Below are 20,746 nucleotides of genomic sequence, written 5' to 3'. Positions count from 1 at the left end.
TCGATGACGTACGGCGCCTCGACGACGAGAAGACCCCCGAAAGGCTGGCCATGGCCCCCACCACCGCGCACTCCGGCAGCGTCCCCGCGTACACCGAGCACGTCACCCGCGTCCTCGTCGAGGACCGCGAGCACGAGGGGATCGGCACGATCGCCGTCCTCACCTTCGCCCCGCCGGAGGGCGAGACCCGGCCCGCGACACTCGGGCCGCAGTCGCTCGAGAACGTCGACTCGGCGCTCACGGAGGCGCTCGCCCGGGCTGAGGCCGGCGAGATCCAGGCGATCGCGCTCACCGGCACGGGCAGGGTCTTCCTCGCCGGCGCCGACCTCTCGATGTTCGCCGATCCCGCCGGACGCGAGGCCGTCGACCCCATGACCCACCGCGCGCACGACCTGCAGGTCCGCATGCGCGGCGCCGCGGTCCCGGTGCTCGCCCACCTCAACGGCGCTGCCCTCGGCGGCGGCCTCGAGGTCGCGCTCATGGCCGACATCCGCACCGCCGGCCCCACGGTCCGCGGCATCGGCCTGCCCGAGACGAGCCTCGGGATCCTGCCCGGATGGGGCGGCACCACCCTCCTGCAGTCCGTCATCGACCCTGCCGACGCCGTCCGCGTGATCCTCGAGGACCCCGCCCGCGACAAGCAGCTCAGCGCCTCCGCGGCCCACGAGCTCGGCATCGTCGAGGCACTGGTCGAGGACCTCGACGCGGCCCTCGACCACCTCGCCGGCCGCATCGCCGACGGCGGCATCGACCCGTCGGCCCGCCCCGATCCGATCCCCGCCGCGGGATCCGATCGCGCCCGGACGCTGCTCGACGCGCTGGACGCCCCGCACAGCCCCGCCGAGACCCGTCGCGCATGGGCCGAGCGCATGGAGGCCGCGGGCGCTCCCTCGCTCAAGCGCACGCTCGGCATCCTCGAGGCCCTGCCCGGATCGAGCCTCGAGCAGTCCCTGGCCGCGGAGCGCCAGGCCATCGTGGGCCTCGCCGACTCCGATGCCGCCGCCGGGTCGCTGTACGCGGCCGAGCTGCTGCGCCGCGGCAAGCCCGGGCGCCGCCCGGTCGAGGGCGCCCGCGAGATCCGCCGCGTGGGCGTGGCCGGAGCGGGCCTCATGGCATCCCAGATCGCCGCGCAGCTCGCCCTCGGCCTGCAGGTGCCCGTCACCCTGCGCGACCTCGACGAGGACATCGCCCAGAAGGGCCTCGCGCACGCCCGCGACGTGATCGCCCAGGCGGCCTCCCGCGGGAAGCTCGACGAGCAGTCCGCCCGCTCCGTCTCCGAGCTGCTGAGCGCGACCGCCGATGTCTCCGACCTCGCCGACTGCGATCTCGTGCTCGAGGCGGTCCCCGAGGTCCTCGCGATCAAGAAGAGCGTGCTGGGGGAGCTCGAGGGCGTCCTCGATCCGTCGGCCCTGCTGGTCACGAACACCTCCTCGCTGTCGGTGGCCGCGATGAGCGAAGACCTGGCCCACCCCGAGCGGGTCGTCGGCCTGCACTTCTTCAACCCCGTCGCGAAGATGCCGCTCGTCGAGGTGGTGCGCACCGAGCGCACCGACCCCGCGGTCCTCGCGACCGGTCACGAGGTGGTGCGGCGCTGCGGGAAGTTCGCCGTCGAGAGCGCGGACGCGCCCGGGTTCATCGTGAACCGTCTGCTGTTCCGCGTGCTCAGCGAGGTGCTGCGCTCGGCCGATCAGGGCGCCGACCTCGCCGCCGTCGACGCCTCCCTGGACCCCTTCGGCCTGCCGATGCGGCCCTTCGAGCTGCTCGACCTCGTGGGCATCGGCGTCGCCGACCACGTGGGAAAGGTCCTCGGCGAGCAGCTGGGCACCGAGCGCTTCCCGGTCTCCACGGGCCTCACGCGCCTGCTCGACTCCGGCGAGGCGGGCACGGTGCGCGACCGCTCGCAGGTCCATCCGCAGGTCTCCGACGCGCTGCGGGCCGCCTTCTCCGGCGGGACCTCGGAGGACGGGTCGGCCGCCGTCGGCGACGCGCTCCTGGACCGCGTGCTGCGCGGGCTCGCCGAGGAGACCGGGCTGATGCTCGACGAGGGCGTCGTCGAGCGCCCCGAGCAGATCGACCTGGCGATGATCCTCGGCGCGGGCTACCCGCGCCACCGCGGCGGGCTCACCCCGTACCTCGACCAGACCGGCGTGAGCCGCGAGGTCGTCGGCGCGCCCTTCCACGGGGACCGCTTCACCCGCTGACGGCACCCGACCGCCGGGGGCCGTTCGGGCCGCAGGCGGACACCGGGACCCGGCGACGCTCGGGGCCGCTCCGCAGGGGGCGGCGCCGGGTGGCGCATCCGGTCGCGGCGCCGGTGTGCGCTGGGGCACAATAGCCTCTCAGAGTGCCGTGGACCTCGTCGGCACAGGTGCTGAGAGGAGGGGCGGGGCCGTTCGGCGCCGCGCGACACGATGACGCAACCACCGCAGAATCCCGGTCAGAACGGATGGGGCTCGGCCCCGCAGGGCGATGGCCAGGGCGACGGCGCCGCGGGCCCGCCCGACGGGCAGCAGCAGGGCTTCGGCCAGGACTTCGGCTCGGCCGACGGCGCCTACGGCTCGGCGAACACCGGCTACGGCGCCCAGCCCTCCGGCTACGGCGACCAGGGGTCCGGCTACGCTCCGGCCGGAGAGGGCTACGGCGCCCAGAACACCGGCTACGACTCCTCCAACGCGGGATCCGGGTACGGCTCAGCGGGCTCCGGCTACGGCGACCAGGGCACGAACTACGGCGACCAGGGCACGAACTACGGCGACCCGGGCACGGGCTATGGCGACCCAGGCGCCGGCTACGGCGCCCAGAGCTCCGGATACGGCGGCTACGGCTCGGCGAACCCCGACTACGGCACGGCAGGCGGCGGGTATCCCGCGCCGCCCACGAGCCCCGGCTCGTCGGCCTCCGCGAACCCCTACGGCACGACCACGGGCGCCTCGAGCGCGCCCGCGTACGGCGGGGGCGGCGACGGCTTCTCGAGCATCCAGCAGCAGGGCAGCGGCGGCGGGTCGAAGAAGTGGTGGTTCATCGGCTGCGGCGGCTGCGCGGTCCTCGCGCTTCTCGCCGTCATCGCGATCATCGTGGTGTTCGCCCTGGCGGGCGGCGATGATCCGGAGCCGACGTCGGGCCCCGCCACGCAGGAGCAGACGAGCGAGCCCGAGGAGACCGCCGCATCCGACGAGCCCAGCGACTCCGACGAGCCCAGTGAGGACGCGACCGCGTCCGACGACGCCGGGGGCGGTTCCTCCTCCGCGCGCGGCACCCGCAGCGACCCCCTGCCCGCGGGCAGCACGGTCACCGTGGAGGCGGTCGACGGCGGGGAGCTCGACGTGAAGCTCGGGAAGGCGAACTTCGATGCCGACGAGGCCATCGCGAAGGCCGACCAGTACAACGACAAGGCGCCGAGCGGACAGAAGTACATCCTGGTCCCGGTGACGATCACGTATCACGGCGACGGGAGCGCGACGGCGAACTTTGACGCCACCGTCTCCTACGTGAGCGCGGACGGCAAGGGGTACGAGTACACGTACGCCACGACCGAGCACGACTACCTCGACGCCGAGCAGATCTACGACGGCGCCTCCGTCACCTACGACATGCCGTTCCTGGTCCCGGACTCCGACAAGGGCGACGGCACCTTCAAGGTGTCCGGACTCGTCGACTTCGACACCGACCCGGCATTCGTCGCCGGGAAGTGACGGCGGGACGCGGAGCGGCCCGCGCGGTGCCCGTTCAGCCCGCGCGGACGCCCTCGGCCCATGCGGCCAGGCGCCGCCCGGCCTCCTCGAGCGTCGCACGGTCCTTGCAGAACGCCAGGCGCGCCCAGCTGCGCCACTGCCCGGCCTCGCCCTCGGGCAGGAAGGCGCTGACGGGGATCGCGGCCACCCCGGCCTCCTCGGGCAGACGGTCGCAGAGCTCGGCGGCGTCGTGCGCTCCCAGCGGCGCGAGATCGGCGAGCACGAAGTAGCCGGACTCCGCGACGACGAGGGGCAGCCCGATCCGATCGAGCGCCGTGACCAGCAGGTCCCGGCGCTCGCGCAGGTCCTCGGCGATCGCCGCGAAATCCTCGTCGGCCATGGCGAGGCCCCGCGCGACCGCTCCCTGGAAGGGCGTGCCCGAGGCGTACGTGAGCCACTGCTTGACGCCGGTGACCGCCTCGAGGATCGGCGCCGGCGCCGTCACCCAGCCGATCTTCCAGCCCGTCACGGAGAGCGTCTTGCCGGCCGATCCCACGGAGATCGTGCGCTCCCGGGCGCCGGGCAGGGACGCGACGGGCACGTGCTCGCCCTCGAAGACGAGGTGCTCGTAGACCTCGTCGGTGAGCACGAACGCGTCGTGCTCCGCGGCGGCATCGACGATGACCTGCAGCGTCCGGGCGTCCAGCACCATCCCCGTGGGATTGTGCGGGGAGTTCACGAGCACCACGCGCGTGCGGTCGGTGATCGCCGCCCGCAGCTCGTCGGGGTCCACGCGCAGGCGCGCCCGCGCACTGTCGGCCCCGTCCTGTCCGTCGGCCATGTCGCCTCCGTCGTCCGCGACGCTCTCGCGGCGGATCGGCACGGTCCGGTGCACGCCGCCCGCCAGGGCGATCACCGCCGCGTAGGCGTCGTAGAACGGGGCGAGCGTGAGCACCTCGTCGCCCGGCCGCACGAGCGCGAGGAGCGACGCGGCGAGGGCCTCGGTCGCTCCCGCCGTCACGAGCACCTCGCTCGCCGCGTCCCAGCGCAGACCGTAGAAGCGCTCCTGGTGCGCGGCGATCGCCTCGCGCAGGGCGGGCACCCCGGCGCCCGGCGGGTACTGGTTCGCCCCCTCGCGGATCGCCGCCACCGCGGACTCGGCGACGACCTCCGGAGGATCGGTGTCGGGGAAGCCCTGGCCCAGGTTCATCGCGCCGTGCGCCGCGGCGAGGGCTGACATGTGCGCGAAGATCGTCGGCCGCACCTCGCCGTCGCGCAGGAGACCGGCGGCGCTCACCGCGCGCGACCACGGGCCCTCGGGCGCAGGTGCGGACACGGGCGCGGGTGCAGGCGCGGGCGCGGACGAAGGCTCGGGCCGGGGCGCTCCAGCGGGCTCCGGCGCGGATCGGCGGGCGGGGGAGAGGTGATCGGACATGGTGCGAGTCTGGCAGGGTCGCGGCCGACGGGTGCCGGGTCGTCGCGGGCTGGACCGGGAGCGGCGCCGTCGGCCGTCGCGACAGGCCGGGACGACCAGGAGGGACGCGGACGAGCACGTCGACGAGGGGGTCCGGCACGCCCCGCCGGTCGCCGTGCGATCCGGACTCAAAAGTTATGAAGGCGAGGTGACCTGCGACATCACCCTCGCAGTGGTCTGCGCCACTGGTGGATCGACCGTCCGGAAACCTATAGTTCCCAGTCGTACAGGCACGGCCTGGTACCAGACGCCTCGGGTGGGGGTCCGAGGTGTCGATGTGCAGCGGCCCGCGCCGACTTCGGTCGGTGCGGGCCGCTCGCTGTGTCCGGACAAGAGCGGACGGATCACGACATCCGCCGCTCGGGGACGACGGGGGACGACTACTGCAGGCCGGCCTTCTCGCCGAGCTGGCGCTTGATGCGCCCCAGCATCCCGGCCATGCCGCGCAGGCGCAGCGGGCTCACGACCTCGGCGAGCCCCAGGTTCTCGGTGACGTCGGCCGGGACCGCCCGGATCTGGCCGACGGTGAGCCCCTCGAGGCCCGCGGCGAGGATGCCCGCGAAGCCGCGCGTGGTCGGCGCCTCGGGCGGGGCCGAGAAGAACAGGCGCGCCGGGGCGTCCTCGCCCTGGCCGTCGACCTCCGTGATGACGAAGATGGGCGACTGGCACTCGGGCACCGGCTCGAGCAGCTCGGGGTGGTCCCGGTAGCGCTCGGGCAGCTCGGGGAGGTCGTCGGCGAACTCGAGCAGCATCTGCACGCGATCATTGCCGGAGACCGCGTGGAAGTCGTCGACGATCTCCGCGAACGCCTCCGGGAGGGGCGCGCTCGTCCCCTGGTCGGCGGGGCCGTCGGATGCGGTCGCGTCGCCGGAGGCGGCCGTCATCGGGCGGGCACCTCGCCCGGCTCGGAGCCGGTGACGATCGGGACGCGCACGCTGTTGCCCCACTCGGTCCACGAGCCGTCGTAGTTCTTCACATCGGCGAAGCCCAGCAGGTACTTCAGCGCGAACCACGAGTGGCTCGAGCGCTCGCCGATGCGGCAGTAGGCGATGACGGGCGCGGCGGGATCCAGGCCCTGCTCCTGCAGGTAGACGGACTCGAGCTCGGCGCGCGGCTTGAAGCGGCCGTCCTCGCGGGCGGCCTTCGCCCACGGCACGGAGCTCGCGCCGGGGATGTGGCCGCCGCGCACGGCGCCCTCCTGCGGGAAGTCGGGCATGTGCAGGCGCTCGCCCGTGTACTCCTGCGGGGAGCGCACGTCCACGAGCTGCCCGCCCAGGAAGGCGAGCACGTCGTCGCGGAAGGCGCGGGAGGCCTCGTCGTGACGCTCGAGCACCGGGTACTCCGTCGCCGCGGGCTGCGGGACCTCGCGGGTCAGCTCACGGCCCTCGGACTGCCAGAGGGCGCGGCCGCCGTCGAGCAGGCGCACGTCGGCATGGCCGAAGAGCTCGAAGACCCACAGGGCGTAGGCGGCCCACCAGTTCGACTTGTCGCCGTAGACGACGACGGTCGTGTCCGACGTGATGCCGGCGCGGCTCATGAGCGCGGCGAAGCCCTCGCCGTCCACGTAGTCGCGGGTCACCGGGTCGTTGAGATCCAGGTGCCAGTCGATCTTCACGGCGCCGGGGATGTGCCCGGTGTCGTACAGCAGGACGTCCTCGTCGGACTCCACGACCACCAGGCCGTCCTCGCCGAGGTGATCGGCGAGCCACGCGGTGGTCACGAGCTTCTCGGGATGCGCGTACTCCTGCAGCTCCGGTGCCGGGTCGGCGGGCAGTGCCATGGGGTGCCTCCTCCAGATCGCGTCCCGGGCGGGGCGGCGTCGGGCCGATACCGCATCGAATGGCCCACCCAGGTGTGGCGTATGGGGCCAGTCTCCCACCCTCGCACGACGAGCGTCAGGGCGGGGTGAGCCGGGGAACGGCGGACGAGACACGGCCGGGATGCGGCCCGCGGGTCGACGACGCCGCGTGGACGCCCCGGGCGCGGCGGCGTCAGGGGGCGAACAGCGCGAACGCCTCGCCGATGCCCGCTGCGGAGAGTCCCCGGGCGAGTGCGAGCTGCAGCAGCAGACGCGCCTTGTGGGCCGGGAGCACGCCCGCCATCAGGCAGCCGCTCGCGAGCAGATCGACCTCGCTGCCCGGGTAGGAGTAGTGGTGGGTCGAGGTGCCGCCGTCGGGGATCCGGGTCGCGACGACCACCGGAACGCCCTCGGCGACGAGGCGCCGCAGCCTCGGCATCGCCCCCGCGGGCACATGCCCCATGCCGGCGCCGTCCACCACGAGGCCGGCGATCGAGTCGTGGGGCAGAACGTCGAGGATCTCGCCCTCGTCGCCGATGCCCAGGGAGATCACCGGGACGCGGGGCAGCGGGTCCGGGAGCTCGGGACGGCCGGCGGTGGTCGGATCGGCCGAGGGTCCGGCCGAGGGATCTGCCGACGTTCCCGCCGACGCCCCTGCGAGCAGGCGCACGAGCGGGTGATCGGCGGCGTGCGTCGCGGCCGCTGCGGGCCGCTGCAGCAGCCGCGTGCTCTCGTCGATGATCGCGAGGGCGCCCGCGGGCACGGAGCCGAAGGCGCTCACGGAGCGCGAGGACAGCTTGCGCACGCGGGCACCCAGGTGGGCCGCGCCGTCGAAGACCGCGAGCGCGCCGAGCCCGCGCAGCGCGGGCGCGGCGGCCGCGCGGATCGCATCGCGCACGTTCGCGGGCCCGTCGGCCCCCGGTGCGTCCGACGGGCGCATCGCACCGGTGAGCACGAGCGGGGCGTCGCGGTCCCAGAGCGCGTCGAGCACGAAGGCGGATTCCTCGAGGGTGTCGGTGCCGTGCGTGAGGACCACCCCGCGCGCGCCCGTGTCGACCGCGGTCCGGGCCCGCTCGAGCACGGCACCCAGGTGACCGGGCCGCACCGACGGCGACCCGATGTTCGCGACCTCCTCGTGCGTGACCTCGACGCCCGCGGGAAGGCCGGCGGCGACGACGTCCGCGCCTCCCGCACCCGGTGCGGCGCCCGCGCCGTCCGCCGCGGTCATGAAGATCGTGCCGCCCAGCGACAGCACGTGGATGCGTGCGGCGAGGTCAGGAGCAGGGGAGTCGTCGGGGATGCTCACCCGGCGATCCTACGGGGCAGGAGCCTCGTCGTCCCTCGCCTCGAAGAGGACGGCCGCGGGGTCCGCCTCGGTGCGCCGGCGCTCGATCTCCTCGGGCGGGTACTGGCGGACATCGGCGCCGCCCGCCTGGCGATAGGCGCGCTCGGTGACGTGCAGTCGCATGTCGGCGGGGATCTCGACCCGGTCGTCGTCGAGCAGGACGGCGAAGCCGCCGTCGATCGCCTCGATGCCGTGGAACGTCCCCCACGCCTCCACGCGCGGGATCTCGATCGACATGCGATCGAGCTCGGCCAGCAGCGGACCCTCCACATGGGTGGGATCCAGGAGGACGTCGGGCATGGCGCCGTGGTGGGCCCCGCCGTCGTCGGCGATGCGCTGGCGCGCCATCTGCTCGGCGAAGAGCGCGGCGAGCAGGGGGAGAGGACCGTCCTGGGGCGGCGGCGAGGCCTCGGCCCCGGCGACGGTGCGGGGGCTGGACCCCACTGCCGGGGCTCCCGGGTCCTGCGGGTCCTCCGGTCGCGATGCGGATGCTGCATCCATGGCGCTCGACCTCCTCGACGGGCGTGGCGGTGATGTGCTCACCGCCCACTGTTCCACGCGGCGCCGAGCTCGTGCACCCGCTCTCCGAGGTGCCGGACGACTCGCGCTCAGGCGACCCGGCGCAGCCGCACGAGCACCTCGTCGTGCGCGGTGTGGGGGAACATGTCCACCAGCCGCGCGGCGGCGATCCGGTAGGAGGGCATGGCCGCGAGGTCCGTCGCCAGGGTGCGGGGGTTGCAGCTGGAGTAGGCGACGTCGCGGACGCCCGAGTGCTCGAGGAAGCCGGCGAGGCGCTCGCCGATGCCGCGGCGCGGAGGATTCACGATCACGGCCTGCGGCGGACCGGACCCCTCCGCCTCGCGGACCGCCCACGCCGTCGCGTCGTCCGCGTGGAAGGTCGCAGAGAGATGGGCCTCGGCGGCGGCCGCCCGGGCGGAGTCGATCGCCTCGGGGGAGATCTCCACACCGATCACCTCGCGCGCCCCCGGAGCGTCGGCGTCCTGCGCGCAGTGGAGGGCGAAACCCCCGACGCCGCAGTACAGGTCCCACACACTCGCGGGGTCGATCTCGTCGATCCACGCTCCCACCTGCGCATAGAGCTGCGCGGCGACCGAGGAGTTGGTCTGCACGAAGGAGCGCGGCCGCACCTGCAGCGTGATCGCGCGACCTGGCCCGGCGGGGAGCGCGGGCCCGTCCGTCCGCGCGTCCGTCGGGCCCGCCATGCGCATCCGCAGGGCGGCGTCGCCGGCGAGGTGGATCTCGGTCGGCCCGTCGAGGACCGCCTTGTGCTCAGGATGGATGTTCGCGCTGATCACGCGCAGCTGCGGCTGGGCCTCGAGCAGCCGGGGGAGATGCTCGCGGATCCTCGGCAGCGGCTTCTCGCTGCGCAGCACGAGCCGCAGCATGAACTCGCCGTCTGGCGAGACGGTGACCAGCACGTTCTTGAGCTCGCCGCGGCGCCGGGGCACGTCGTAGGGAGGGATCTGGGCGCGCCGCACCAGGGCGCGCACGTCCTCGAGCAGCTCCTGCACGCCCTCCGGATACAGCGGGCAGTCCACGAGGTCGACGCCCGGGCCTCCCGGCGCGCGCCCGGGGGCGGAGAGCAGGCCCAGCACCGGATCTGCGGCGGTGCCGGTCGCGACCATCTTCGCGGTCGCCCGGAAGCCGGAGTCGGCGCTGCGCACGGGCGGCAGCCAGACCGCACCGGGAGCGGACGGGTCGGCGGCGAAGGGGGCCAGCAGTTCCTGATACCGGTCCCGGGCACGCGCGATCTGCTCGTCGTGAGGGAGGGGGATCAGGGTGCAGGAGAGGCAGGTGCCGGCATCGAAGTGGTGGCACTGCACGCTGTGAAGTGTACGGCTCCGTCGTGCGGATGCGATCCCTCCGCGCCCGGCACGGGCGCGAGCTTGCTAGGTTCACGACGGGAGGTCGGGGGACCTCCCGGTCGGAGCGGAAGGACCATGATGCAGGGAGGCAGCACGACGGACGCCCAACCCGGGTTCGTCACCGATGTCGCGCAGACCTGGCGCACGCAGCGGCTCTCGTTCGAGATCGCCGGCGTGGGCCGCGTGTCCGTGACCGCGGATCCGCGCACCGCCGCCCCGGAGACCCTGGGGCCGCAGGCCGACGTGCCGCCGGTGCCCTTCGACGACGGGTTCTCGGGGTCCGATGAGGCGCAGCATCCGCCCGTCCCGACGGGGATCGGTGCCGAGGTGGGCCGGGTGGTCGCGAACGAGCGCGCACGCGACGAGCTCGCGCTCCCCGGCGAGGTCGTGCTGATCCCGGCGCTGGGTCCTGTGATCCCGACGTCCGCGCCCGTCGTCCCCACCGTGGAGGAGCTCGAGGACGGCTCCCTCCTCGCGATCGATGCGCCCTCGCCGGAGGGCCCGGAGCCGCTGGATCCTGCGGATCCCTCCGATCTCCCGTCGGGGCTCGACCCGGTCGATCCGGCGGGACCGTCCGAGGGGGCCGAGGACGCGGTGCCCGAACCGGTGCGGCGGGACGATCGCAAATGGCTGCGCTCGCAGCAGGTCCTGCAGGCCGTCTGGGGTCCGGGAGTGGTCACGGGCTCCGGCGCGCTGATCGCGTCGGATCGCAGCTGGTTCGAGCCGGCGGTGGCGATCATGCGGGAGGCCGACGTCCTCGGGAGCGCACGGGCCGACGAGGATGTGGACCTCGTGGAGATCGCGCGCTGCGCGGCCCGCGAGACCGGGCAGGTCGCGATCGTGCACGTGCACGACGGCGTCCTCGACGTGCTCCCCACCGGCACGGATCCGCGGGTCCCGCACCTGCAGGGCCTGCCCGCGCGCGCGAGCCGGTGGCCCGGCATGTGTCCCCTGACCGGGGTCGACGAGCTGCGGCCCTGCCGCGCCGAGGGCGGCCCCGGCGGGGAGGAGGACATCCGCGCGCGCCTCGCCTTCGACGCGCGTCGCGCGCTCGCCGTCGGACTCCTCGGCTGCGGCGTCTGCCACGGTCGCGGGCGGACGGACGACGGCCGCGGGAACGACGTCGACGTGCCGCTCCCGCTCGCCCTCTCCCTGGGCCAGATCCCGCGGATCACCCTGCGCACCGGCGACACGATCGAGATCGATGCCCTCGCGGACATCTACGCGGCTGGGGAGCCGTTCTAGCCCCGCCCCTCCGGGCGCCGCGCGGTGCGGGCCGTCGCGGGAGCGGTCCACGGGTCCTCGGGCCAGGGATGCTTGGGGTAGCGCCCGCGCATCTCCTTGCGGACGTCCTGGTAGGGACCGTCCCAGAAGGAGCGCAGGTCGTCGGTGACGGCGAGCGGCCTGCGCGCGGGGGAGAGCAGGTGGAAGAGCACGGGCACCCTCCCGTCGACCAGGCGCGGTGTCTCCGCGAGACCGAAGAGCTCCTGGAGCTTCACCGCGACGACGGGCCTGCCCGATCCGTCCGCCGCCGTCGAATCCGATGATCCTGCTGCGGCCGACGCGTCGGGATAGTCGATCCGCGCGGTCGACCCCGACGGCACGGCGAGCCGCTCCGGCGCGAGCTGGTCCAGCCGCGCGGCCTCCGGCCAGGGCAGCAGGCGCCGCAGCGCGGCGGTGAGGTCCAGGCGCGAGAGTGGGGCATCCGGGCGCAGCTGCAGCAGGTCCGGCAGCAGCCAGGCCTCGAGGGACGTGAGCAGGGAGGCGTCGTCCATCGCGGGCCAGGGGTCGCCGAGTTCGCGATGGATCAGCGCGAGCCGCGAGCGAAGGGTCCGTGCGGAATCGCTCCAGCTCAGAGCGGTGAGGCCGTGCTCCCGGAGGTGGGCGGCGCGGGCGGGGCCGACGTCGTCCGCCGTGGCGGCCACCGGGGTCGCGCGCAGCACGATCGCGCCCAGTGCGCGCTCCTCGCGCACCGAGACCTTCCCGCCCTCGAGCCGGGCCCGACGCGTCGCGCGCAGCAGCGGGCCGGCGAGGTCTAGCGCCGAGTCCTCCTCGAGCGGGGCGGCGGCGCGGATGACGGCGCCCGTGCCGTCCGCCGCACGCCCGTCGGCCCGCTGCACCTCTGCGATCGCGAGCCAGCTGCTGCCGGTGAGGCCGGATCCCTCGGGCAGTGCGGCGCGCGTGCCGCCGGCCAGCAGGTAGGTGCGTGCTCCGCTCGCGGTGAGGCGGGCGACCCGCTCGGGCCGCGCGAGCGCGAGGACCTGGCCCGGGAGGTCGTGGGGGAGAGCCGGGGTGGTGTCGTTCCTCGCCCTCGCATCCTCAGCGATCCGGCGCAGGCGGGAGACCTCGCGCCGCCAGCGGTCAGCGCCGGGGGCACGGCCCGTGCGCAGCTCCCGCAGCAGGCGCGGCAGATCCGCGTCGGGCGCGCGGTGGTCGTCCGAGATCGCGGCGATCACCTCCGCGACCGCCTCGGGCGCGGCCAGGCGCTCGGAGCCCTCGAGCAGGGCGCGCGCCTCCCGCACGCCGACGGGCAGATGGGCGACTCGCCTGCCCAGCGCGTTCGCCCGGCCGTCGGTGTCGACGAGCCCGAGTCCCGCGAGCACCTCGACGGCCCGAGTCGCGGAGGCCGCGGGCGGGGGAGTGAGCAGCGGCAGCCCGGGGAGCAGGGCGGGCTCCCCGGCCGCGCCGACGCTCGCGCCCGTGACCTCCTCGGGGTCACTGGGTGCCGCCCACGGCGACCCCCACGCCGCGACCAGCAGGGCGGCGTCCGTGAGGTCCGCCGAAGCGATCTCCGGCGGGGAGATCGCGGGCATGCGCGCGTCGTCCGTCGGGGAATAGGCGCGCACCGCCAGTCCCGGGCCCTGGCGCGCCGCGCGACCCGCCCGCTGGTCGGCGCTCGCCCGTGACGCGCTCACGGTGACCAGGCCCGTCATGTCCCGCGCCCGGTCCCGTCGGACCTCCCGGGACAGTCCCGCATCGACGACGAGGCGCACGCCGGGCACCGTCAGGGAGCTCTCCGCGAGAGCGGTGGAGACGACGACGCGACCGGGGGACGCCGCATCGGCCCCAGCCTCTCCCGCCTCTTCCGGTGCGCGCCCTCGCGTGGCCCGGTCCTGCTCGCGCGCGGGCAGACGGCCGTGCAGGGGCAGCACCTCGAGGTCGGGGGCGCGCGAGCGGATCCTGCGCACCAGCTCGTCGACCTCCCGGGCGCCGGGCACGAACACGAGGGCGTCGCAGTCCTCCTCCGCCCGGTGCTCGACGGTGATGCGCGCGAGATGGTCCAGGAACTCCCGGGTCACGCCGCGGGCGTCGAGCCGCGGGGCGGTGCCGGGCTCGTGCGCGATGCGCAGCGGATGCAGGGGAGCGGGGACGTCGACCACGCGCGCCCCGCCCATCAGGTCCGCGACCTGCGCGGCGTCGAGCGTCGCCGACATCGCGACCACCGTGAGGTCCTCCCGCAGCGCCCGCACCTCGGCGAGCATGCCCAGCAGCAGGTCGCCGTCGAGCGAGCGCTCGTGCACCTCGTCGAGGATCACCGCGTCCACGCCCTCGAGCTCAGGGTCCGCGAGCAGTCGGCGCAGCAGGACGCCCGGAGTGAGCACCTCGAGACGGGTCTGCGGGCCGACGTGCCTCTCGCCGCGCACGGTGAGGCCCACGCGCTCGCCGAGGCGCGATCCGTCGAGCTGCGCGATGCGTCGGGCCGCGGCGCGCACGGCCACGCGCCGCGGCTGGGTGACCAGGGTACGGCCGGGCACGAGGTCCGCCACGAGCGGCGGCACGAACGTGGTCTTGCCGGTGCCGGGAGGCGCCGTGACCACGAGCGCACCGGACCGTGCGGCCTCGGCGAGCTCCCCGCGCGCGGCGGCGACGGGCAGGCCGGCGCCGATCGCCGCGAGGTCGAAGGGTCGGGGCGTCGTCATGGGACGAGGATCATCGCAGGTCGTCGGGGGCTTCGGTGGGCGCCGTGCACTCAGTCGATGAGGTCGAACTCGACGGAGTCCTTGCACACGCTCGTCACCGACAGCGTCCACTGGTCCACGGAGATCGTGTCGCCCACGTGCGCGGTCTCGATCGGCCTCTCCGTGCCGTCGATGTCCGCGACGAGGTCCGCGCCGTCGTCGTCCGTGAGGTCCTCGAGCGAGACCTTCAGCGTCAGGTCGTCGCGCTTGGGCAGCGCCGGGTCGTTGGGCTTCTCGTCGTTGACCAGGAACGCCCCCTCACCGGTGCACGCGTCGGTCAGCTCGGGCTTCTGCTCCGGCGGCGTCACGGCGATCGGTTCGGCCGATGCCGAAGAGCCCCCGCTCGAGCCGCCCGAGCCGTCCGACCCGCCGTCGGACGCAGCGCCGCCGTCGGATGCTCCCGCGCCGGAGGCCTCGGACGAGCCGCCCCCGTCGGACTGCGCGGCACGGGAGTCCGCGCCCTCGGACGCGCCGTCCCCGCCGCCGCAGCCCGCGGCGAGCACCAGCACCGCGCCGAGCGCGCACGCGACGGACACGGGACGACGGGCGGCGGCGAGGCGATGGGGGAAGCGCTGCACTGCGGTCTCCTTCGAAGCGGTGACGGGGCCGACGTGACGGACCGGGCCGACGGGACGGGCGGGCCCGACGGGCCCGACGGGGTCGACGGCCGAGCCCACGCTACCGGAGCCGTGCCCGACTCACGAGGACACATGAGGGGCGTCCGGGCCGACCATGCGAGAGACTGGCGCGGTCGCCGGAGGCGACATGCACGAACAGCACCCGCGAGCAGCACGCCCGAGGCGGAAGGAGGCGCGATGAGCACGAAGGAGCCCCGGACCCCGCGTCCCGCCGCGCCGTTCCCGCGTCCCGCCGCGCCCTCGCCGGCCGCGCTGCGGGGACGTCCCGCGCCCGCTGCGCGCGTGCGCCCGGTCGACTGGACCGCCACCGGCCGCCGCGCCCCGGACCCGGGCGATGACCAGGGCGAGCACCGGGATGGACCCCAGCAGCAGCACCCGGAGAGCAGCACGCCGACGCCGCGCGATCCGTCGGCCGGCGACCGCCTCCCCGCGCACCGCCGCGCCCGCACCGTGGAGCTCCCACGCCCCGCGCAGGCGCCTCCGGCCGAGGCCGTGCACTCCCTCGTCCCCGAGGACCCGCGCCCGAACCTGCGCCCGCTCACGATCGACGAGGGCGCGATCCGCACCGTCGGCGTCACCGACGTCCCCACCGAGACCATCGTGCTCGCCGTGGCCGACCCGGAGGAGTCGTGGAGCGCCGACTCCGGCACCAGCGACCACTTCCTGCGCGGCGACCTCGTGGTCCAGGTGCACCGTGCCGAGAACGCCGTGATCGGCCTGTTCACCGCCCGCTACGCGCTCTCCGTGCGCCCCGAGGAGTACGAGGACGCGCTCGACGCCGCGATCGAGGCCTCCGGGAGGTCGGCCCGTGGAGGCCGCGGCACCCGCCACCCCACCACCCGCCGCGAGCTGCTCACGCGCATGGAGAAGGCCGGCTTCGTCGTCACCCCCGGCGCCGGCCACGGGCGCGTCGCCCACCCCGACCATCCGGGCCTCTTCGTGCCCTTCGCGAGCACCCCGTCCGACGTCCGCTTCACCCGTCACGCCGTCGCCCAGATCCGCCGCGTCTTCGGCATCGACCTGCGGCACTGAACCAGCCCACCGTTCCGCCGTCCCACCACGCACACAGGAGAGCACCCATGACCCAGGCCATCAGCACCGACCAGGCCCCCTCCGCCATCGGCCCCTACTCCCAAGCAGTCCGCCACGGCGACACGATCTTCGTCTCCGGGCAGATCCCGCTGGACCCCGCCACCGGCGCGATCGTCGAGGGCGGCATCCGCGAGCAGACCCGCCGCGCGCTCACCAACGCCGGCGCGATCCTCGAGGCCGCCGGCTCCGGACTCGAGAAGGCCCTGCAGGTCACCGTGCTGCTCGACTCCATCGACGACTTCGCCGCCGTCAACGAGGAGTACGGGACCTTCTTCACCGAGCCGTACCCCTCGCGCATGGCCTACGCCGTCGCCGCGCTGCCCAAGGGCGCGCTCATCGAGGTCACCGTGGTCGCCGCCGCCTGACCATCCCCACCCCACCCCACCATCCGCACACCCGCCCGCACCGCGCACCAGGAGGAGCCATGACCGCGTACGACCTCGACACCCTCGTCGACCGCACGTCCATGGGCTCCTCGAAGTGGACGGCGATGGGCGAGGCGGCGCGCACCGCCGACGTCGACCTGGAGCGATGTCGCGACACGGCGGGCGCACCCATCGCGCCCTTCTCCGTCGCCGACCTCGACCTCGCCAATGCGCCCGAGATCATCGACGCCCTCCAGGGCGCCCTCGCGCGCGGCCTCGTCCTCGGCTACACCGTCCCCACCGACCACTACCTGGGCGCCGTCACCGGCTGGATGCGCCGACGCCACGGCTGGGACGTCGACCCCGACTGGATCCGCGTGACGCCGGGCGTGATCCCAGCGTTCACCTGGGCCATCCGTGAGCTCACCGCCCCCGGTGACGGCATCATCGTGCAGACCCCCGCCTACTACCCGATGTACCGGTCGATCACCTCGAGCGGGCGGCGCATCGTGCGCAACCCCCTGGTCGAGAGCGCGGGGCGCTTCCGCCTCGACCTCGACGAGCTCGAGCAGCTCGCGAAGGACCCCTCGACGACGATGCTGCTGCTGTGCAGCCCGCACAATCCGACCGGCCGCGTGTGGGAGCGGTGGGAGCTCGAGGAGATCGCCCGGATCGTCCTGGAGAACGACCTGCTGCTGGTCAGCGACGAGATCCACGCCGACCTCGTGCAGGAGGGCCACGAGCACCTGGTCGCGCCGACGATCGACCCGCGGCTGGCCGAGCGGACCCTCGTCCTCACCTCGCCCAGCAAGTCCTTCAACCTCGCCGGGCTCGGCATCGCCAACGCGATCATCCCCGACCCGGGACTGCGCGCACGGCTCACCGAGGCCCGCGACGACCTCGGCTTCGACAACCCCAACGTGCTGGGGGCCGTCGCCTGCGAGGCCGCGTACACGCGCGCCGAGCCGTGGCTGGACGCGGTGAACGAGCTGGTCGCCCGCAACCACCGCCGGGTCCGCGAGATCTTCGCCGAGCGCCTGCCCGCGGTGCGCGTGTGCGACCTCGAGGGCACGTACCTGCAGTGGATCGACCTGCGCGCCCTCGGACTGCCGCACGAGGAGCTGACCCGCCTGCACGCGTGCGAGGCGATGCTCTACTGCGACGAGGGCGCCGTCTTCGGCCCCGAGGGCGAGGGCTTCGCCCGGCTCGTCATCGCCACCCCGACGCCCGTGCTCGAGGCGGCGCTGGACCGCCTCTGCTCCGCCTACGAGCGGGCGCTCGCGGAGCGGCCGGGTGCGCAGCGGCGGGATGCTCAGAAGCGATCGGCGATGGCCTCCAGCCGCGCCCTGTAATCGGGCCAGTCCTCGCCGGCGGGCAGATTCGAGTTGTCGCGGCGCAGGCCGGCGGCGCCGTCGATGCTCTCGCGCAGGATGTCCGCGTGGCCCGCGTGCCGGGAGACCTCGGCGGTGACGTGCACGAGGATCCGGTGCAGGGAGATCGTGCGGCGGCTGCGCGGCCACCAGGGGACCTCGGCCGTGGTCTCGAGCGGCAGGGCCTCGACGACCTCGTCGACGAAGGTCTGCACGCGCCGGTAGCGGGCGACCACGAGCTGCGCGCTCTCGTCGGCCGCGGCGTACATGTCGACCAGCGGGTCGGTCTCCTCCGCGGCCAGCGGCACCAGGTCCTCCGGGTGGGGGTACGGCTCGGGGGAGACCAGGGAGAAGTAGCCGGCCTCGACGTTCGCGACGTGCTTGACCAGCCCCAGCAGGTTGGTGCCGGTGGGGGTGCGGGGCAGGCGCAGGTCCCGCTCGCTCAGGCCGTCGAGCTTCCAGAGCAGGGACTCCCGTGCTTCGCGCAGGTACTGCAGGAGGGTGGACGTGGGATCAGGGGTGGGCACCATGGGGACCAGTCTGCCCCTCGACGGCCCCGGCCTCGAGGCTCACCGAGGCGTGGGCGAGCGCCCGCAGCACCACCGTCAGCTGGGTGAAGGCGAGGGAGCCGATGAGCGCATGGCGCACGATCGCATCGGTGCTCGGGCCGCTCGAGGCGCTGGCCGACGGACCCGACGACGCGCCCCGCGCGCTCTGCGGCTCGCTGCGGATCCCCGCGAGGTCCTCCCTCGCGATCTCCTCGAGCGGGCGGGCGTAGCGCAGCAGGGTGGGCAGGTCCGCGGCGACGTCCTCGGCGCCCATCGCCCCGAGCAGCCGGTCGAGGGCGACGCGGGGACCGCTGCCGACGTCGGCCCAGCCCATCGCCCCGATCAGAGCCGCCACGCGCGGATCCTCGTCCTCCGGCGGCGGCTCCTCGTGCAGACGGGCGGGCAGACCCGTCGCGATCGCCTGCGCGATCTCGAGGGCCTTCACGAGCGGTCGGCCCTCGTCGATCACGGTGGTGAGCGCCCGGATGTCCTCGATGGGGGCATGGGCGAGCTCGCGCAGCGCGCGGATCAGCGCGAGGCGCTCGAGGTGCTCGCGTCCGTAGTCGAAGCGCGTCGTGGTGAGCCGTCGCCCGGGCGGGAGCAGCCGCTGTCGCCGGTAGTACTTGATGCTCGCGGTGCTCGTGCCGCTCGCGCGGGCCAGCTCGTTCAGCAGCATGCGATCCCCCTCGGATCTCGCCGGCGCCGCCGAGCTGGACCTCCGGGACGGTCGGATAGTGCGAGGACCAGCAGCTATCTTGATGGCGCCGTGTCGCCCGTCACATTACCGTCGGCCCATGGGCACACCCGTCGTCGTCATCGTCCTGCACGCGCTCGGCGCGCTGATCGTCCTCACCCTGGGGCCGATCCAGATCTTCCGGCGCCACCGCGACCGTGCGCACCGCTGGCTCGGCCGCACGTGGGCGATCGCCATGGTCCTCACCTGCGTCTCGAGCTTCTTCATCCACCCGCAGGGGCTCAGCTGGCTGCACGCGCTCGCGGTGTGGACGCTGTTCTCCATCACGATGGGCGTCGTCAACATCCGGCGCGGCAACGTCGCGTCGCACCGGGTGTGGATGATCGGCTCCTACCTGGGCACGTGCATCGCGTTCGTCTTCGCGATCCTGTCGCCGGGGCGGCTGATCCCGCATCTTCTGCGCTCGGACCCGGTGCTGACCCTGGTCTTCTTCGCGGGTGTGGTCGCCCTCGCCGTGGCGTGGGCCGGGATGGTGGTCCGCGTGCGCGGCACGCGCCGCGATGCGCGTCGGCCCCTCGCCGTGGAGTGAGGCCCGAAGGACCCCCGACAAAGAAAGCGCCCCGGCTCGTCCCCACGAGCCGGGGCCATCCCTTTCCCCCGCGTTCCGGCTTCAGTGGCGGGGCCACCTCCTCAGAAGGCCCGGCCGCCGGTAACGCGTTGGGTCTAGATAACCAGCCTGTCTGCAAGATTCGCTGGAGCGTCCCTACGGGTTTCCTGGGAAGGGCGCCCCAGGGTGTGCAGATCCTGTGCGCCCCTCGTATCGCACCAGGTCAGCGCGGGGAGCGTCGGGTGCTGCGAGCACGTTCTCTGCACCGCCGGATGCGAGGTGATCCGCGTCACCGCGAGCCGGCGGGTGCGCGCCGGTCCCGCGGGTCCGCGTCCTGGCGCTGCGCGGTGCGCCGGTAGTACATCGCGAGCACCGCGCCGGAGAGGTTGTGCCAGATCGAGAACACGGCGCCGGGCAGCGCCGCGGCGGGGCTGAAGTACTGGGCGGCGAGCGTGGCGGCGAGACCCGAGTTCTGCATGCCGACCTCGATCGAGGTGGTGCGGGAGGTGCGGATCGGCTGGTGCAGCACGCGCGCGAACCAGTAGCCCAGGAGGTAGCCGAAGCCGTTGTGCAGCACCACCGCGAGCAGCACGAGGGCGCCCGCGGAGACGATCTGGTCGGCGCTGCCGGAGACCACCGCGATGACCACCAGGGAGATGCCGGCGACGCTCACCCACGGCAGGGCCGGCAGGATCCTGTCCACCAGGCGCGAGAGCACGAGGCGGATCACGAGGCCGGCGATCACGGGGATCAGCACCATCTTCACGATGCTCAGGGCCATCTCCCCGGCATCCAGCGGCATGTACGCCCCGGCGAGCCAGAGGGTCAGGACAGGGGTGAGGATCGGGGCGATGAGCGTGGAGATCGAGGTCATCGTCACCGAGAGCGCGGTGTCCGCCTTCGAGAGGTAGTTGATGACGTTCGAGCTGGTGCCTCCGGGGGCGCAGCCCACGAGGATCACGCCGGCCGCGAGCTCGGGCGGCAGCTGCAGCACCCAGGCGATGGCGAAGCCGACGAGAGGCATCACCACGTACTGCGCGAGCACCCCGATCAGCACCGGCAGCGGCCGCTTCAGCACGAGGGTGAAGTCGGGGATGGTGAGCGTGAGCCCCATCGCGAACATGATGATGCCCAGGAACAGGTTCGTGTACCCGGAGATCGCCTGGCCGGTGGCCGGCACGAAGAAGCCGAGCGCGGCGGCCGCGAGGATCAGCACGGGGAACACGGTCACGGCGACGCGCGCGGAGCGGTCCTCGCTCGTGGAGCCGGCCGGGGCCGACGGGGGTGTGGGTGGAGCGG

The 20,746-nt window shown here is 74.2% G+C and carries 18 protein-coding genes; 7 read left to right on the top strand and 11 right to left on the bottom strand.

Annotation, left to right across the window (positions count from 1 at the left end; genetic code table 11):
- The first annotated feature begins 50 nt into the window (after positions 1-50).
- Entirely contained in the window at positions 51-2,201 is a 2,151-nt protein-coding gene (locus MHY49_RS08320; protein WP_239203548.1) for a 3-hydroxyacyl-CoA dehydrogenase NAD-binding domain-containing protein, read from the top strand.
- A 210-nt stretch (positions 2,202-2,411) separates the two neighbouring features.
- On the top strand, positions 2,412-3,692 hold the full coding sequence (locus MHY49_RS08315; protein ID WP_239203547.1) for a hypothetical protein: 1,281 nt from the start codon (positions 2,412-2,414) through the stop codon (positions 3,690-3,692).
- 34 nt (positions 3,693-3,726) lie between these two features.
- Here the strand turns inward: MHY49_RS08315 and MHY49_RS08310 are convergent, their stop codons facing one another.
- From MHY49_RS08310 to MHY49_RS08285, 6 genes are all read right to left on the bottom strand, one after another.
- Positions 3,727-5,007 (bottom strand): aminotransferase class I/II-fold pyridoxal phosphate-dependent enzyme, encoded by a 1,281-nt coding sequence (locus tag MHY49_RS08310; protein ID WP_239203546.1) that lies wholly within the window; start codon positions 5,005-5,007, stop codon positions 3,727-3,729.
- 518 nt (positions 5,008-5,525) lie between these two features.
- On the bottom strand, positions 5,526-6,029 hold the full coding sequence (locus MHY49_RS08305) for a SufE family protein (protein ID WP_239203545.1): 504 nt from the start codon (positions 6,027-6,029) through the stop codon (positions 5,526-5,528).
- Positions 6,026-6,925: a sulfurtransferase gene (locus tag MHY49_RS08300; protein WP_239203544.1), complete on the bottom strand. Its 900-nt coding sequence runs from the start codon at positions 6,923-6,925 to the stop codon at positions 6,026-6,028. The genes MHY49_RS08305 and MHY49_RS08300 overlap by 4 nt, the downstream gene beginning before the upstream one ends.
- A gap of 211 nt (positions 6,926-7,136) precedes the next feature.
- Positions 7,137-8,249, bottom strand: coding sequence for an asparaginase domain-containing protein (locus MHY49_RS08295; RefSeq protein WP_239203543.1), 1,113 nt, complete (start codon positions 8,247-8,249; stop codon positions 7,137-7,139).
- A 9-nt stretch (positions 8,250-8,258) separates the two neighbouring features.
- On the bottom strand, positions 8,259-8,789 hold the full coding sequence (locus MHY49_RS08290) for a hypothetical protein (protein ID WP_239203542.1): 531 nt from the start codon (positions 8,787-8,789) through the stop codon (positions 8,259-8,261).
- Between the two features lie 107 nt (positions 8,790-8,896).
- Positions 8,897-10,132, bottom strand: a complete 1,236-nt coding sequence (locus MHY49_RS08285; RefSeq protein ID WP_239203541.1) for a methyltransferase domain-containing protein — start codon at positions 10,130-10,132, stop codon at positions 8,897-8,899.
- A 117-nt stretch (positions 10,133-10,249) separates the two neighbouring features.
- Here MHY49_RS08285 and MHY49_RS08280 point away from each other — a divergent pair, with 117 nt between their 5' ends.
- On the top strand, positions 10,250-11,419 hold the full coding sequence (locus MHY49_RS08280) for a hypothetical protein (RefSeq protein ID WP_239203540.1): 1,170 nt from the start codon (positions 10,250-10,252) through the stop codon (positions 11,417-11,419).
- Here MHY49_RS08280 and hrpB read toward each other — a convergent pair.
- Both hrpB and MHY49_RS08270 read right to left on the bottom strand, forming a co-directional pair.
- Positions 11,416-14,094 (bottom strand): ATP-dependent helicase HrpB, encoded by a 2,679-nt coding sequence (gene hrpB / locus MHY49_RS08275; protein WP_239203539.1) that lies wholly within the window; start codon positions 14,092-14,094, stop codon positions 11,416-11,418. The two genes, MHY49_RS08280 and hrpB, sit on opposite strands and share 4 nt — an antisense overlap.
- Before the next feature lie 50 nt (positions 14,095-14,144).
- Positions 14,145-14,711, bottom strand: coding sequence for a hypothetical protein (locus MHY49_RS08270; RefSeq protein ID WP_239203538.1), 567 nt, complete (start codon positions 14,709-14,711; stop codon positions 14,145-14,147).
- A gap of 237 nt (positions 14,712-14,948) precedes the next feature.
- Between MHY49_RS08270 and MHY49_RS08265 the strand changes: the two genes are divergently transcribed.
- The 3 genes from MHY49_RS08265 to MHY49_RS08255 are packed head-to-tail and all read left to right on the top strand — an operon-like array spanning position 14,949 to position 17,580.
- Positions 14,949-15,803, top strand: coding sequence for a hypothetical protein (locus MHY49_RS08265; protein WP_239203537.1), 855 nt, complete (start codon positions 14,949-14,951; stop codon positions 15,801-15,803).
- Between the two features lie 47 nt (positions 15,804-15,850).
- Complete coding sequence (locus MHY49_RS08260; RefSeq protein ID WP_200502301.1) at positions 15,851-16,228, top strand: RidA family protein; 378 nt, start codon at positions 15,851-15,853, stop codon at positions 16,226-16,228.
- Between the two features lie 59 nt (positions 16,229-16,287).
- On the top strand, positions 16,288-17,580 hold the full coding sequence (locus tag MHY49_RS08255) for a MalY/PatB family protein (RefSeq protein ID WP_239203536.1): 1,293 nt from the start codon (positions 16,288-16,290) through the stop codon (positions 17,578-17,580).
- Here the strand turns inward: MHY49_RS08255 and MHY49_RS08250 are convergent.
- Complete coding sequence (locus MHY49_RS08250; RefSeq protein WP_239203535.1) at positions 17,541-18,128, bottom strand: DinB family protein; 588 nt, start codon at positions 18,126-18,128, stop codon at positions 17,541-17,543. The genes MHY49_RS08255 and MHY49_RS08250 overlap by 40 nt on opposite strands.
- Complete coding sequence (locus tag MHY49_RS08245) at positions 18,112-18,822, bottom strand: MerR family transcriptional regulator (protein ID WP_239203534.1); 711 nt, start codon at positions 18,820-18,822, stop codon at positions 18,112-18,114. Before MHY49_RS08245 ends, MHY49_RS08250 begins: the two co-directional genes overlap by 17 nt.
- Before the next feature lie 118 nt (positions 18,823-18,940).
- Between MHY49_RS08245 and MHY49_RS08240 the strand changes: the two genes are divergently transcribed.
- Positions 18,941-19,429, top strand: a complete 489-nt coding sequence (locus MHY49_RS08240; protein ID WP_228357105.1) for a DUF2306 domain-containing protein — start codon at positions 18,941-18,943, stop codon at positions 19,427-19,429.
- Positions 19,430-19,736: 307 nt separating this feature from the next.
- Here the strand turns inward: MHY49_RS08240 and MHY49_RS08235 are convergent.
- Positions 19,737-20,746 (bottom strand): bile acid:sodium symporter family protein (locus MHY49_RS08235; protein ID WP_255719756.1); only part of this gene is annotated, 1,010 nt, incomplete at its 5' end.

Origin of the sequence: Brachybacterium sp. ACRRE, assembly GCF_022346485.1 — a bacterium.
Classification (GTDB): domain Bacteria; phylum Actinomycetota; class Actinomycetes; order Actinomycetales; family Dermabacteraceae; genus Brachybacterium; species Brachybacterium halotolerans.
This window is presented reverse-complemented; position numbering and strand designations above follow the sequence as displayed.